General features: G+C 72.0%; 15 protein-coding genes. 8 read left to right on the top strand and 7 right to left on the bottom strand.

Going from position 1 to position 14,353, the window contains the following annotated elements:
* The first annotated feature begins 87 nt into the window (after positions 1–87).
* Complete coding sequence (locus tag ABZ342_RS07065; protein ID WP_360469654.1) at positions 88–414, top strand: DUF4190 domain-containing protein; 327 nt, start codon at positions 88–90, stop codon at positions 412–414.
* A 41-nt stretch (positions 415–455) separates the two neighbouring features.
* Complete coding sequence (locus tag ABZ342_RS07060) at positions 456–1,073, top strand: DUF4190 domain-containing protein (RefSeq protein ID WP_360469651.1); 618 nt, start codon at positions 456–458, stop codon at positions 1,071–1,073.
* Here ABZ342_RS07060 and ABZ342_RS07055 read toward each other — a convergent pair.
* Positions 1,070–1,963: a slipin family protein gene (locus tag ABZ342_RS07055; RefSeq protein WP_155549203.1), complete on the bottom strand. Its 894-nt coding sequence runs from the start codon at positions 1,961–1,963 to the stop codon at positions 1,070–1,072. The genes ABZ342_RS07060 and ABZ342_RS07055 overlap by 4 nt on opposite strands.
* A 92-nt stretch (positions 1,964–2,055) precedes the next feature.
* On the opposite strand from ABZ342_RS07055, the gene ABZ342_RS07050 reads away from it, so the two are divergent.
* From ABZ342_RS07050 to ABZ342_RS07035, 4 genes are read left to right on the top strand one after another with little or no spacing between them, the layout of a single operon-like run.
* Positions 2,056–2,967, top strand: a complete 912-nt coding sequence (locus ABZ342_RS07050; RefSeq protein WP_360469648.1) for an aminoglycoside phosphotransferase family protein — start codon at positions 2,056–2,058, stop codon at positions 2,965–2,967.
* A 10-nt stretch (positions 2,968–2,977) separates the two neighbouring features.
* The gene (locus ABZ342_RS07045; protein ID WP_155549201.1) at positions 2,978–4,276 is read left to right on the top strand and encodes a CBS domain-containing protein; all 1,299 of its coding nucleotides are present in this window, start codon (positions 2,978–2,980) and stop codon (positions 4,274–4,276) included.
* The gene (locus ABZ342_RS07040) at positions 4,269–4,778 is read left to right on the top strand and encodes a DUF1003 domain-containing protein (protein WP_155549200.1); all 510 of its coding nucleotides are present in this window, start codon (positions 4,269–4,271) and stop codon (positions 4,776–4,778) included. The genes ABZ342_RS07045 and ABZ342_RS07040 overlap by 8 nt, the downstream gene beginning before the upstream one ends.
* 10 nt (positions 4,779–4,788) lie before the next feature.
* On the top strand, positions 4,789–5,934 hold the full coding sequence (locus ABZ342_RS07035) for a P-loop NTPase (RefSeq protein ID WP_360469645.1): 1,146 nt from the start codon (positions 4,789–4,791) through the stop codon (positions 5,932–5,934).
* Between the two features lie 6 nt (positions 5,935–5,940).
* On the opposite strand, the gene ABZ342_RS07030 is transcribed toward ABZ342_RS07035, so the two are convergent.
* From ABZ342_RS07030 to sigE, 5 genes are all read right to left on the bottom strand, one after another.
* The gene (locus ABZ342_RS07030; protein ID WP_360469642.1) at positions 5,941–6,993 is read right to left on the bottom strand and encodes a hypothetical protein; all 1,053 of its coding nucleotides are present in this window, start codon (positions 6,991–6,993) and stop codon (positions 5,941–5,943) included.
* A gap of 347 nt (positions 6,994–7,340) precedes the next feature.
* Positions 7,341–7,772, bottom strand: a complete 432-nt coding sequence (tatB, locus tag ABZ342_RS07025; protein WP_155549197.1) for a Sec-independent protein translocase protein TatB — start codon at positions 7,770–7,772, stop codon at positions 7,341–7,343.
* Positions 7,773–7,848: 76 nt separating this feature from the next.
* Entirely contained in the window at positions 7,849–9,366 is a 1,518-nt protein-coding gene (locus ABZ342_RS07020) for a trypsin-like peptidase domain-containing protein (protein ID WP_360469638.1), read from the bottom strand.
* A gap of 423 nt (positions 9,367–9,789) precedes the next feature.
* The gene (locus tag ABZ342_RS07015; RefSeq protein WP_360469635.1) at positions 9,790–10,443 is read right to left on the bottom strand and encodes a zf-HC2 domain-containing protein; all 654 of its coding nucleotides are present in this window, start codon (positions 10,441–10,443) and stop codon (positions 9,790–9,792) included.
* Positions 10,440–11,039, bottom strand: coding sequence for an RNA polymerase sigma factor SigE (sigE, locus tag ABZ342_RS07010; protein WP_196425933.1), 600 nt, complete (start codon positions 11,037–11,039; stop codon positions 10,440–10,442). Before sigE ends, ABZ342_RS07015 begins: the two co-directional genes overlap by 4 nt.
* Positions 11,040–11,250: 211 nt before the next feature.
* On the opposite strand from sigE, the gene ABZ342_RS07005 reads away from it, so the two are divergent.
* A complete protein-coding gene (locus ABZ342_RS07005) occupies positions 11,251–11,895 on the top strand; it encodes an O-methyltransferase (RefSeq protein ID WP_360469632.1) in 645 nt (214 codons plus the stop codon).
* On the opposite strand, the gene ABZ342_RS07000 is transcribed toward ABZ342_RS07005, so the two are convergent.
* Positions 11,854–13,152, bottom strand: a complete 1,299-nt coding sequence (locus tag ABZ342_RS07000; RefSeq protein WP_360469629.1) for an MFS transporter — start codon at positions 13,150–13,152, stop codon at positions 11,854–11,856. The two genes, ABZ342_RS07005 and ABZ342_RS07000, sit on opposite strands and share 42 nt — an antisense overlap.
* A 62-nt stretch (positions 13,153–13,214) precedes the next feature.
* On the opposite strand from ABZ342_RS07000, the gene ABZ342_RS06995 reads away from it, so the two are divergent.
* Positions 13,215–14,117 (top strand): LysR family transcriptional regulator, encoded by a 903-nt coding sequence (locus ABZ342_RS06995; protein WP_360469626.1) that lies wholly within the window; start codon positions 13,215–13,217, stop codon positions 14,115–14,117.
* The last annotated feature ends 236 nt before the right edge of the window (positions 14,118–14,353 follow it).

Here is a 14,353-nt window from a genome sequence, read left to right as displayed (position 1 = left end):
CCGGGGAGTATGACCCGAAAGCCGCAACCCTGCTATGAGGGCGCTCACGATCCGCGCCGTAAAGTCCCCCGGGGGAGGAAGCCGATCTTGAGCCACCCGTACGACCCGGACGACCCCTTCGGCAGGCGGTCCCCGGCCGGCGGTTCCACGCCGGACCCCGGCGAGGAACCGGGTCCGGGTCTCGCGGCCGGGGCGCTGCTCTGCTCGATCGCCGGCAGCTTCGTGTGCTTGCCGGCGGGTATCGCGGGCGTCGCCATGGGCCACGTCGCCCACGCCCGGGCCAAGCGCGGCGAAGCGACCGGGCGAGGCCTCGCGATCGCCGCGTTCGTCGTGGGCTACCTCGGGATCGCACTGAACGCCGTCGCGCTCGTGCTCCTCTTCCGGTTCGGCGTCGCGCACGGGCACTTCCGCTGACCGGCTAGGTTGAAGTCCTGAACGCACCGAGGGGACCCGCCATGACCGACCCGTCCGGGGACAAGGACCGTCCGGCCGATCCGACCGCGTCGTACGACCCGCCGCCCACCGCGGAGCCCGCGCCGTACGCACCGGAGAACTACGACCCGCCGTCGGCCGACAGCACGATCGCCGACGTCCCCGCCCCCGAGCAAGGCACCTCCGAGCAGCCCGCCCCGGAGCAGCCCGGTGAGCTGCCGCCCGGCGCGTTCGAGGCTCCCGCCGCGCACATCCCCGGCACGCCCTACGTCGCGCCCGGCCAGCCGCAACCGTCGTACGCCCACCCGTACCACCAGCAGCCGTACCCGCCGGCCTACGGCCAGCCGTACGGCGGCCCGGCGCCCTACGTCCAGCCGCCGTACGTCCCCGTCGCGCCCCGGCCGGACAACGCGCTGGCGATCGGGGCGCTGGTCTGCTCGATCCTCGGCTTCTGCTCCGGCATCACCGCGATCGCCGGGCTGGTCATGGGCCACATCGCGCTGAGCAGGACGAACCGCGGCGAAGCGGGCGGCCGCGGCCTGGCCACGGCCGCCGTGATCGTCGGCTACGTCGTGATCGCGCTGTACGTGGGCTTCTTCACGACCCTCATCATCCTGGCCGCGAACGGCCAGCTGAGCTAGTCGGCGGGCTGCACCGCGTCGCCGGGGCTGCGCGGTGACGGCGTCACGTGACCGTTCTCCTCCGGCTTGGCTTCCCCGAGTTCGAGCTCCGGCTCCGGAGCCGCGGGAGCCGGCTCGGGTGCGGCGGGCGCCGCGGGCCTCGGCGTCTGCGCGTCGAGGAACCTCAGCAGCTCCACCGGGAACGGCAGCACCAGCGTCGAGTTCTTCTCCGACGACACCTGCACGACGGTCTCCAGCAGCCGCAGCTGCAGCGCCGCCGGGGTGTCGGCCATCTGCGCCGCGGCCTGCGAGAGCTTGTACGACGCCTGCAGCTCACCGTCGGCGGAGATGACGCGCGCGCGCCGTTCCCGCTCCGCCTCGGCCTGCCGCGACATCGAGCGCTTCATCGCCTCCGGCAGCGCGACGTCCTTGATCTCGACGCGGTCGATGTGGATGCCCCAGTCCAGCGCCGGGCTGTCGATCATCAGCTCCAGCCCCTCGTTGAGGCGTTCGCGGTTGGAGAGCAGGTCGTCGAGGTCGCTCTTGCCGATGATCGAGCGCAGTGACGTCTGCGCGACCTGGCCGACCGCCGACCGGTAGTCCTGGACGTTGACCGCCGCGACGACCGGGTCGATGACCTTGAAGTAGACGACCGCGTCGACCCGGACGGTGACGTTGTCCCGGGTGATGCCGTCCTGGGCGGGCACCGGCAGGGTCACGATCTGCATGTTGACCTTCTGCATCCGGTCCACGAACGGCACCAGCAGCGTCAGGCCGGGCTCCGACACGCGGGACCGCACCCGGCCGAACCGGAAGACGAGGCCCCGTTCGTACTGCTTGACGACGCGCACGCCGGCCGCGAGCCAGGCTCCGCCCGCGACGACTACGGCGCTGAGGATCTCCACCACCATGGCTGCTCCCGGGGTTGCGTTTTCCCCTGAAAACCCAGCGTACGCCCGTCTCGACCAGGGCGAAACGCGCTGGACGGGCCCACCAGACTGGGGTGGTGAACGATCTCCGCGTGCCACCGCTGTTCGCCGGCCGGGCGCCCCGGGTGCTCGGCCCGGAGGCCGTCCCGTGGCTCGCGGCCTTGCCGGACCTCGCCGCCGGGTACGCGCGCGAGTGGGGGCTGACGTTCGAGGGCGAGGCGATGCACGGCTACGTCGGCGTGGTGCAGCCCGCCCGGCTCGCCGACGGCACGCCGGTGGCGCTGAAACTGGGCTGGCGCGACGAAGAGTCCGCCGACGAGCCGCTCGCACTGTCCACATGGGCCGGCCGGGGTGCGGTGCTGCTGCTGGAGTCCGCGCCGGAGGACGGCGTCCTGCTGCTGGAGCGGCTCGACGCCGCAAGCACCCTCGACGACCTCCCGCTGCGCGAGGCCGTCCCGCTGCTCGGCTCGCTGGCGCGGCGCCTCGCCGTCCCCGCGCCGCCGTCGTTGCGCCGGAACCTGCGCACCGAAGCCGGAAGGCTCGCCGAGGAGCTTCCCCGGCGGTGGGCCGCGCTCGGCGAACCGTTCGAGCGGCGGCTCGTCGACGACGCCGTCGCGATCTGCCGCGAACTCGGGCCGTCGGCGCGTGAGCTGCTGGTGAACGAGGACCTGCACTTCCAGAACGTGCTGGCCGGTACGCGCGAGCCGTGGCTCGTCATCGACCCGAAACCCCTGGCGGGTGACCTCGAGTGGGGCGTGATCCCGTTGTTCTGGAACCGCTTCACGGAGTCCACACTGGACGAACGATTCGCCATGATCGTCGCTTCGCAGGAGCTGGACGCCGAGAAAGCCCGCGCGTGGACACTCGTGCGAGCCGTCCAGAACTGGATCTGGATGGCGGAGGAGTTCGCGGACACCGGCGAGGACAGCGACGACCCGGCGTTCGTCACCGTGGCGGAAATCGCTCCCTGGGCAGCCAGCCGATAGGGTCGGCGGCATGGCCGCGGTCAACAGGGTTTTCGCAGCTCAGCTGTCGGGTTTGCCGGTCTTCGGCCCCGACGGCGAGTCCATCGGCCGGGTCCGCGACCTCGTCGCCGGCCTGCGCCTGGACGCGCAGCCGCCGCGGATCCTCGGCGTGGTCGTCGAGCTGACCACGCGGCGGCGGGTCTTCGTGCCGATGCTGCGCGTCACCTCCATCGAGCCGAGCGCCGTCACGCTCGCCACCGGCTCGGTCAACATGCGCCAGTTCAACCAGCGCCCCAACGAGGTCCTGGTGCTCGGCCAGCTGCTCGACGCGCACGCGACGCTGGCCGGGTCGGACACGCGGATCACCGTCGTCGACGCCGCGATGGAGCCGACCCGCACCCGCGACTGGGTGCTGGCGAAGCTCGCCATCCGCGAGCGGCGCGTCGGGCTGGGGCGCCGCCGGTCGGCGATGCAGGTGCTGCGCTGGGAGGAGGTCGCCGGCCTGGGCCTGGCCGACCTGGCGAAGCAGCCGCAGGGCGCGGGCCAGCTGCTCATGCTGTTCGACACCATGCGCTCGGTCGACGTGGCCGCGACCGTCCGCGACCTGCCGCTCAAGCGCCGTCACGAGGTCGCCGACGCGATGGACGACGAGCGGCTCGCCGACGTCCTGGAAGAGCTGCCGGACGACGACCAGAAGGAACTGCTGTCCTACCTCGCCGAGGAGCGCGCGGCCGACATCCTCGAGGCGATGAACCCGGACGACGCGGCCGACCTGCTCGCCGAGCTCGCTCCCGCGGAGCAGAGCCGGCTGCTGGAGCTGATGGAGCCGGAGGAGTCCGCGCCGGTCCGGCGGCTGCTGGCCTACTCGTCCGACACCGCGGGCGGCCTGATGACGCCCGAGCCGGTGGTGCTGACGCCCGACACCACGATCGCCGAGGCGCTGGCCCACATCCGCAACGCCGAGCTGCCGCCCGCACTGGCCAGCATGGTGTTCGTCTGCCGGCCGCCGACCGCGACGCCGACCGGGCGCTTCGTCGGCGTCGTGCACTTCCAGCGGCTGCTGCGCGAGCCGCCGGCGGAGCTCGTGGCCAGCGCCGTAGACACCGGGCTGGCGGCCCTGCGGCCGAACGCGACCCTGCCCGAGGTCACGCGCTACTTCGCGGCCTACAACCTGACCTGCGGGCCGGTCGTCGACACCGAAGACCACCTGCTCGGCGCGGTCACCGTGGACGACGTCCTCGACCACCTGCTGCCCGAGGACTGGCGCGAGACCGGCCTGCACGACACCACCGGCGAGACCGGCGAGCACCTGGAGGCCGACCGTGCCTGAACCGACGTCCCGACGGCGGCTGGACCAGCCGCGCAGCCAGAGCCGGTTCAAGCTGAACATCGACCCCGACACCTTCGGCCGCTTCACCGAGCGGATCGCGCGGTTCCTCGGCACCGGGAAGTACCTCTTCTGGCAGACGCTGCTGGTGTTCATCTGGATCGTGCTGAACCTCACCGCGGTGTCGCTGCAGTGGGACCCGTACCCGTTCATCCTGCTCAACCTGGCCTTTTCGACGCAGGCGGCGTACGCGGCGCCGCTGATCCTGCTCGCGCAGAACCGCCAGGACGACCGCGACCGCGTCTCGCTGGAGGAGGACCGGAACCGGGCGCTTCAGACGAAGGCCGACACGGAGTACCTGGCCCGGGAGCTGGCGGCGCTGCGGCTGGCGGTCGGCGAGGTGGCGACGCGGGACTACCTGCGCAGCGAGCTGGACCGGCTACGGGAGGACCTCGACGTCCAGCCCCGGAAGGCCAAGCCCAACCGCACTCCTACCGGGTCGTAACATCGACGGGGTGACCAGCACTCAGCAGCTCCCCAGCGTCGACGACGTCCGCAGCGCGCTGAAGAGCGTGCAAGATCCCGAGATCCACAAACCCATCACGGACCTGGGGATGGTGAAGGACGTCGTCGTCGGCGAAGACGGTGTCGTCACCGTCGGGATCTACCTGACGGTGGCCGGCTGCCCGCTGAAGGCGACGCTGACCAACGACACCCGCGAGGCCGTCGCGAAGCTCCCGGGCGTGGTCGACGTGCAGGTCGAGCTGGACGTCATGAGTGACGAACAGCGCTCCGAGCTGCGGAAGTCGCTGCGCGGGGACGCCGCGGAGCCGGTCATCCCGTTCGCGCAGCCGGGCTCGATGACGCGGGTGTACTGCGTCGCGTCGGGCAAGGGCGGCGTCGGCAAGTCGTCGGTCACGGTGAACCTGGCCGCGGCGATGGCATCCCGCGGGTTGTCGGTCGGCGTCGTGGACGCGGACATCTACGGCCACTCGATCCCCCGCATGCTGGGCACGCGCGAGAAGCCGACCAAGGTCGACACGATGATCATGCCGCCGCAGGCGCACGGCGTGAAGGTGATCTCGATCGGCATGTTCACCCCGGGCAACACGCCGGTGGTGTGGCGCGGGCCGATGCTGCACCGCGCGCTGCAGCAGTTCCTGGCGGACGTCTTCTGGGGCGACCTCGACATCCTGCTGCTGGACCTGCCGCCGGGCACCGGCGACATCGCGATCTCGGTGGCCCAGCTGATCCCGAACGCGGAGATCCTGGTCGTCACGACCCCGCAGCAGGCCGCGGCCGAGGTGGCCGAGCGGGCCGGCGCGATCGCGCTGCAAACGCGTCAGCGCGTCGCGGGCGTCATCGAGAACATGTCGTGGCTGGAGCAGGAAGACGGCTCCCGCCTGGAGATCTTCGGCTCGGGCGGCGGGCAGGCGGTGGCCGAGTCGCTGACGAAGTCGATCGGCTCCGAGGTGCCGCTGCTGGGCCAGGTGCCGCTGGACCCGCGCCTGCGCGAGCAGGGCGACGCGGGGACGCCGCTGGTGCTGTCCGCGCCGGACGCGCCGGCGTCGGTGGTGCTCAAGGAGACGGCGAAGAAGCTGACGGTCCGGGCGCGCGGCCTGGCCGGGATGATGCTGAACGTCACCCCGGCCGGCCGCTGAGCCGTCCTAGGAGCAGCGCCAGACGTACGCGGTGGAGTGCTGCGTGGCGGAGTCGTAGCGGAAGCCGCCCGCGGTGCCGTCGTCGCCGATGACGACGGGCAGGTCGGCCTTGAGGTCACCGAACTTCGAGACGAAGGTGCCCTGGTCCCAGACGCCGTAGCCGGTGCCGGCCGCGTCGTTGCCGCCGTTCGCTTCGTCGATCCGGCCGGTGATCAGGCCGTTCGCGTTGATCGTGAAGCCCGGGTTGCCGTTGGACAGGTTGTAGCTGGACTTCGGCAGGACGTGGGCCGCGTGCTGCTGGTCCCAGTAGACGCCGACCTTCTTGCCGTTGTAGACGCCGTAGCCGACAACGCGGCCGTTCTTGATGGCCTCGGGCCACGCGTACTCGAGGCCCGGCAGGGTGCCCAGGTGGGTCAGCGTCCCGTCGCGCCAGATGTCCCCGCTGTTCAGCACGATCGAGCCATCGGCGTCGACCGCGACCAGGCCCGACGGCAGGCCGGTCAGCAGCGTCACGGTGCCCGGCTGGGCGGCGGGCCAGCGGACCGGGGTCGTGCCCGAGCCGTTCTGCTTGCGCACGACGCCGATGACGTCGCCGGAGTCGGTGATGCCGAGGGCGCTCGAGAGCGTGTAGCCCGCGGGCAGCTGGCTCGACGTCGGGAACGGCAGCTGCACGAGGGTGCCGCCGGAGCTCTTGAAGGCCTTCTGGAAGAGGAAGCCGGACCCGAAGAGCGAGTAGGTCGCGGTCCCGGCGACGGCGCCCGAGCGGTTCTCGGCGGTCACGGCGGCACCGGCGGTCCCCGCCGTGCCGAGGTCGGTGAAGGCACCGCCGGTCCAGGAAGCGGCGCGGCGGGTCTCGCCGAACTCGTCGGTCGGCAGTGTCCAGCCGGCGAAGTTCCCCTTGTCGTCGGTGGCGGTCACCTGCGCGCTGACGGAGGTGCCCGCGCCGAGAGCGGTGGGCTTCCAGGTGCAGGCGGCGGCTTGCGTGGCGGCGGTCGCCTGCTGCCCCGATCCCAGCAGGCCGACGGCGAGCAGCACACAGCCCAGCGATCTGAATTTCATCTCTCTCCCCTTCGTTTGCGAGCGGCGGACAGCCGCCCCCACTTCGAACGTAGGAGGAAACGATCACTCGGCCGGGGTTCGCGACCCGGGACTAGGGAAATCCCCGGAAACGGTGCGCAAACGGGCGTTCGTGCTTAGTAGGTCCACAGTGGACCGGACGACGTGGCACCCAGCCCGTCTCCTGTTCACGGGCGACGGCCGCAGCCCCCACCCAAAAACAGCCCCCGCCCTCTCCGGGGGTCCGGCCCCGCACCAATTTTATCGGGGCCGGCAGACAATAAGCTCTGAATGGCCGAGCAGCAGCCGAATTGTCCACATTGCGGCAGGGCTGGGGATAACTGCGACGCCTACGTGGCGTCCGGGTCGATCGGCGGGCGCTCCCCCGGCTTGAGCGGCTCCGGCTGCTTCGCCTGGGCCGTGTAGCCGTTCGAGCCATTCGTCCCGTTGGTCCCGTTGGTACCGCCCAGGTTCGGGCTGCCGTTCGTGATGCCCTTGAGGCCGAGCGGGTCCGCGTCGCCGTCGAACAGGTGCTGCGTCACCACCCGCTTCGGGTCGAAGTTGCGCAGCCCGCGCAGGTCTTCCAAGGGTTTGCGCAGCTGGTCGAACTCCGGGCCCATCTCCTCGCGGAGCTGTTCCCGCGCACCGGTCGCGAAGTCGCGGACCTTCTTCACGCTCTTCGCCATCCAGGACGCCGCTTCGGGAAGCCGTTCCGGGCCGAGGATGAAAAGACCGGCGATGATGAGGACGAGGATTTCCCCCCATCCGACACTGTCGAACACCGTCTACCTCCGCTCGGAACCTACCCGCCCAGGGTACCCGCCCCGGCCCGCGCTCCGGCAGGCCGAACGCGGGAACTCAGTCGGAAGCCAGGGTTACGTCGACGACGAAGCTCGCGCCGTCCCGGACCAGCTGCACCGGGACGACCTGGCCGACGTCGTGGGCGCGCACCGCGACCGTCATCTCGGCCGAGTCCCGGACCAGGCGGCCGCCGATCTTCGTGATGACGTCGCCCTCCTTGATGCCGGCGTTCGCGGCCGGCCCGCCGGGCGCGACGTTCTTCACCTGGGCGCCCATGGTCGACGAGCCGGCGACGGTCGACGAGGCGTTGATGCCGATGTCGGCGTGCTGGACCTTGCCGTCCTTGATCAGCGCTTTCGCGATCTTGACCGCGTAGTCGCTGGGGATCGCGAACCCGATGCCGATGCTGCCGCCGTCGGCGCCGGAGGAGCGGATCGAGGAGTTGATCCCGACGAGCGCGCCGGTGGCGTCGACGAGCGCGCCGCCCGAGTTGCCGTGGTTGATGGCGGCGTCGGTCTGGATGGCTTCGTAGGTGACCGGCGGCGCGCCGTTGTCGCCGCCCGCGGTGATCGGGCGGTTGAGGGCGCTGACGATGCCGGCGGTCACGGAGTTCTGCAGCGCGAGCGGCGAGCCGATGGCCATCACGGTGTCGCCGACCTGCAGGTCCGACGACTTGCCGATCTGCAGGACGGTCGGGTTGGTGACGTTGACCTTGACGACGGCGAGGTCGGTCTTCTGATCGGAGCCGACGAGCTTGGCTTCGGTGCGGGTGCCGTCGATGAAGATGGCGGTGATCTTGACGCCCTGGTCGGCGCTCGCGGACGAGATGACGTGCTCGTTGGTGAGGATGTAGCCCTGCGGGTCGATCATGACGCCGGAGCCCTGCTCACCGGAGTCGGCCCCGGGCTTGTAGACCTCGAGCGAGACGACGGCGGGTGCGACGCGCTTGGCGATCTCGGCGACCGAGCCGGCGGGACGCTCCTTGGCGGCCTCGGCTTCGGAGATGGTGGCGGAGCCGGTGAGCTCGCTCCCGGTGTCGGCGACCCACCAGCCGACGAGTCCCCCGACGGCCCCGACGAGCAGCGCGACGACGCCGAGCAGGCCGAGTGCCTTGGGCTGGACGCGCCGGCCGAAGAGCACCTCGGGCAGGCTGAGCAGGGCACCGGGCGGGCGCTGGGCGGGCTTTTCCTCGTCTTCGGCCGGCATCGCGGGCCCGGCGAGAACGGCACCGGCGCCCGGATCGCGCCAGGGATCGCTGGTGCTGTGCCAGAGGGGCGGGTCTTGTTCCTTGGGTTCCCCGGTGGCCTCGCGCGGCCGTTCGAGCAGCACGCCCTCAGCCCCGGGCGGCCGCCGGAAGGCCTCGGCGAGCGATTCGGGAGCGGGCGGCGCGAGCCGGACACCGTTGGATTTCTGCGGGGAGTAGAGCTGGTCGAACGCCCCGTCGACCCCACTCGGCCTGCCGAAGACGGCGGCCTGAGCCGGATCGACGGCGGGCCGCGCGAGCGGCCGCGGACCCAGCCGGTCGGCATCACGCGCGCCGGGCTGCTCGGGATTCTCGTTCGGCTCGGTCATCATTCCCCGGTGCAGAAGATCAGGTGGCTGGGCGTGACGATACCCAAGCCCAGTGCTCCGAGTCTGCCGGTACGTCAGTGAAATGGCTGTTGCTTGGGCGGCTTGTCCCCAGGGGGCGGGCATTGGGGACAAGCGGACGGCTCAGCCGCTGATCAGGGCTTTCCGTCAGTGGGCGGCGATAGACTGGACTCGGGGTCGCCCCCCTGGGACGGGCGGGGGCTGCTTTCCGGGGCCTGATGGGGGCTTGCCCCGGGCTGGGGACCGTACTTCGGGAGCGCCATCCACCCTCGGACGTGCAAAAGCCGCCGCCGGAGCCGCTCTCCGCTCCAGGGCCCGCACTCCCTGATCGCTTCGGCCGAGCAGCCCAGGACATGGCGAAGGCCGCCACGAGGAATTCCTCGGGGCGGCCTTCGCGGGAAACAAGTCTCAGCGGATGCCCGCCGGCACCGCGGCCGGCGAACTCACCGGAGTCGACGTCGGGACCGCCACCGGCTGCGGCACCGCCATCTGGGCCGGCAGCAGGTTCGCCTGCTGCGGCGCTCCGCCCCCGGTTTCCGGGGTTCCGTCACCGCTGTCCGCGGTCGTCCCCACCAGCGCCAGCGCGCTCAGCACCAGCCCGGACACCACCACTCCGGCTCCCTGTGCCGCGCGGCGCTTCAGCCGGCCGCCGCCCAGGACGTTCGGGGACTGGCCCAGCGGGGCCGCTGATCCCAACGGCGACACACCGCCCAGGACGCCCGTGTCCCGCAGCCCGGCGACCCGGTCCGGGCGCTGGACCGCGACCAGCTGACCGTCGGCCGTGATGGCCAGGTTGTCCGGGGCGCTCGGGACGTCCGTGTGCTCCGGGATCGACTGCAGGCTCGCCAGGAACCCCGCCGACATCGACGGCGCACCCGCGCGGCGGATCGCGTCGACCGTCTGGCGCTGGGCGCGCACCTCGGCGGCGCACCCGGCGCAGCGCGTGATGTGCGACGCCGCGCGATCGCGGGCGCCGTGCGACAGTTCCCCGTCGACGAACGCCACCACGGCGTCCGGCAGCAAGTGCGACTCGGGGAGTGCCCAGCCTCGGGGAGCGGTCATACCGACACCTTCGCAGACTCGCGGTCGTGAGCGCGCCGGCGCTCGAGCGACGCGCGCAGCGCCTGGCGCCCGCGGTGGATCCGGCTGCGGACAGTGCCCAGCTTTACACCGAGCGTCGCACCGATCTCCTCGTACGAGAGCCCCTCGACGTCACACAGCACCACGGCGGCGCGGAACTCAGGCGGCAGCTCGTCGAGCGCGGCCTGCAGGTCCGGGTCCAGGTGCGTGTCGGAGAAGACCTGCTCGGGGCTCGGGTCGTCGCCGACGATGCGGTCGGTGTCGTCCGGCAGGCCTTCCATCCGCACGCGCGAGCGGCGGCGGGCCATGTCGAGGAAGAGGTTGGTGGTGATGCGGTGCAGCCAGCCCTCGAACGTGCCGGGCTTGTAGGACGCCAGCGACCGGAAGACCCGGATGAAGGTCTCCTGGGTGAGGTCCTCGGCGTCGTGCGTGTTGCCGGTCAGGCGGTAGGCGAGCCGGTAGACCCGGTCACTGTGCTCTCGGACGACCTCGTCCCAGGACGGCGGCGTCCAGACCGCCTCGTCCAGGGACACGGGCTGAGCCGCGTCGGCGTCGTCATCGGCAACGGCGTTCTGCATCGCGGGAGCAGGCACCTCCATCTGTGTTCTCCTGTCTGCTCCACCCAACGCGGGCTGTCGCCACGGTGTTCCCCGTGGCCTCGGATTTCAGTCTGTCCGGACTCCTTATGGTTCTAGTGAGACTGGACTGAGAGCAGGCTGAGAACTTCTTCCGGGGTGCTTACCAGGGAGCCTGCGCGGATTTATCGACAACCAACGCTAACCTCCGTGCGTGAACACGCCCACCCCCGCGGCCGCACCGGCCGACTCCGGGTTCGTCGACGGGTACCTGCCCGACGACGAGGTGCTGTCTTCGGCGCGCGCACGGGCCGATGACCTGGGCTGCAGCTCGCTGAGCGCGGGCGCGGGCGCGACCTTGCGTTTCCTGGCCGCGACGCTGTGCGCGAAGGCCGTCGTCGAGGTCGGCACGGGCGCCGGGGTGAGCGGGCTGAGCCTGCTGCGCGGCATGGCCCCCGACGGCATCCTGACCTCGATCGACGTCGAGCCGGAGTACCAGCGAGCGGCGCGCGCGACGTTCCGCGAGGCCGGCTTCGCACCGGGCCGCACGCGCTTGATCGTCGGACGCGCGCTGGACGTGCTCCAGCGGCTCACCCCGGGCGGCTACGACCTGGTGTTCGTCGACTCGGCGCACATCGAGTACCCCGGCTGCTACGAGCTGGGCGTGTCCTTGTTGCGGCGCGGCGGGATCATCGCGTTCCACAACGTGCTGGCCGGCGGCCGCGTGATCGACCCGTCCCACCGTGATCCGGAGACGCTGGCGCTGCGCGAGGTGGCCCGGGCCTTCCGGGAGGACGAACGCCTGGTCCCGGCGTTACTACCGGTGGGCGGCGGACTGCTGGTCGCGGCGGCGATCTGAGTACTTGTCCACAGGTCCGCCGGACTGTGGACAACTCGCCGCTTCCGGCCGGTTGTGTCGGCCCCCGCCGATAGACTGGAACGGGGACGCCCCCCAGGGACGGGCGGGGGCTGTCCAGGCGCCGACCGCCGCTGCCGCCAGCAGGAGCCACACCGTCACCAGGGCGATCAGCCACGGCCAGCCCGCGTGCCCGTAGACCCACGCTCCCGCCGCGCCGCCGACGCTGCTGCCCAGGTAGTACGTCGCCGTGTACATGCCGCCCACCTGGCCGCGGGCGTTCTCGGGGGCGTCGGCCGCCGCCCAGCCGTTCGCCACCGCGTGCGCCGCGAAGAACGCGCAGGTCAGCACCAGGAAACCGGCGATGACCAGCGGTAGTGAGTTCGGCAGGGTCAGCGCCGCACCCACCGCCGTCAGCAGCAGCGCGCCGATCAACGCGCGGCGCCGGCCGACGCGTGCCACCAGCCTTCCCGCCGCGGCCGACGACACCGATCCCGTCGCGTAGGCGAGAAAGACCAGCGACGCGATCGCCGGCGACAGGTCCAGCGGGTGGCCGGTCAGCCGGAACCCGGCCGCGTTGTACAGCGCGACGAACGAGCCCATCGCGAGCAGCGCGACCGCGTACTGGGCGAGCAGCACCCGCTTGCTCAACGCCGTGACGAGCCCCCGGGCGACCGCGCGAAGCTGGGCGTCGCCGCGTGGGCGCGTCCCCGGCGGCAGCGTCACGACCGTGATCGCCGAGCAGATCGCGCCCACGCCCGCGACGACGAACAGTGCGCCGCGCCAGCCGAGCGGCCCGGCGGTGAACCCGCTGGCCAGCCGGCCGAGCATGCCGCCGATCGTGTTGCCCGCGATCATCGCGCCGACCGCGGCGGCGACGCCCGCGCGGCCGAGGCGTTCGGCAAGGTAGGCCGCCGCGACGCCGGGGAAGCCCGCGATGGCGACGCCCTGGAGCGCGCGCAGGACGAGCAGCGCGGGGTACGTCGGCATCAGCGGCAGCAGCAGGCCGAAGACGACGGACGCGATCACCGAAGTGAGGATCACCGGGCGCCGGCCGATCACCTCGGACAGCGCGGCGATCGGCAGGACGGCGATGGCGAGCGCGCCGGTCGCGACGCTGACCGCGAGCGCCGCGCCGCCGGGGTCGAGGTGGTACTGCGCGGCGAGCTGGGGCAGCACCGGCTGCGGCGCGTAGAGCAGGGCGAAGGAGGAGATCCCGGCCGCGGCGACGGCGGTCTTGACTCGGCGCGTGGAAGTCACGACCTGAAAGTAAGCAGCGCTAACCAATACGTCCAATGCGCCGAACTGGCATGATTGATGCGATGACGTATGACTCGCTGACGGCGCAGGTGGCGCCGCACCTGCCGCTGCTCGCCGCGCTGCGCGAGACGAGGAACGTCACACGCGCGGCGGAGCTGCTGGGCGTGCCGCAGCCGACGGTGAGCCGACGGCTCGCGGCGCTGGCCGACGCGCTGGGAGCGCCGCTGACGGTTCCGGACGGCCGCGGCATCCGTCTCACGCGCGCGGCGGAACTGCTGGCCGAGGCGGCCGAACGCGGGTTGGCGGCGGTGGATACGGGCGTCCGGCTGGCGCGTGAAGAGGTGGCGCCGGAGTCGGGGCACGTCGTGCTGGGGTTCCTGCACCTGCTCGGGCGGTCGCTGGTGCCGTCGCTGCTGCGCGGGCACCGGGCGCGGTACCCGGGAGTGCGGTTCACGCTGGTCCAGGGCTCGCGGCAGGAGATGGTCGACCGTCTGGTGGGCGGCGAGCTGGACCTGGCCCTGCTGGCACCGCTGCCCGCGGCGGCTTCGCTGGCCACGGCGGGCTTGGTGGACGAGGAGATCCTGCTGTCGGTCCCGGCGGGCCACCACCTGGCGGGCCGGGCTTCGGTGCGGGTGGCGGAGCTGGCCGACGAGGAGTTCGTGCTGCTGGAGCCGGGATACGGCGTGCGAACCCTGACCGACGAGCTGTGCGCGGCGGCGGGCTTCACCCCGCGGATCGCGTTCGAGGGCCAGGAGTCGGACACGGTCCGGGGACTGGTGGCGGCGGGGCTCGGGGTGGCGCTGCTGCCGCGGTTCGGTCCGGGGACGCCGGCCGGGGTGGCCGAGGTGCGCTTGGAGCCGCGGCCGTACCGGACGATCGGGCTGGTGTGGCGGGCCGACGAGCCGATGACCCCGGCAGTCACCGGCTTCCGCGACCACGTCCTGACGACGGCGGCCGAGCGCTGAGGCCGGCCCCCACCCATCGGCGGTTTCCAGGGGTGGGGGCAACCCCTGAGGCTTCAGGAGTTGCTTCGTGCGCAGACGGGATCGAGATCGTGCCCCGGGCCGGCTGTCGCGGGGCCCTGATCAGCGTGGCCACTTCAGCCTGGTGGAAGCGGGAACAGGCAGCAGGGAAGCGGCGCGGCGGGTCGGGGTCGATTACCGGACCGCGAAAGGCGGCACCGGGGGTGCTGGTGGAGGTG

This window comes from Amycolatopsis sp. NPDC005961, assembly GCF_040629235.1.
GTDB classification, from domain to species: domain Bacteria; phylum Actinomycetota; class Actinomycetes; order Mycobacteriales; family Pseudonocardiaceae; genus Amycolatopsis; species Amycolatopsis camponoti.
Note: the sequence above shows the minus strand (reverse complement) of the source record. Positions and strands in the feature narration are given on the sequence as shown.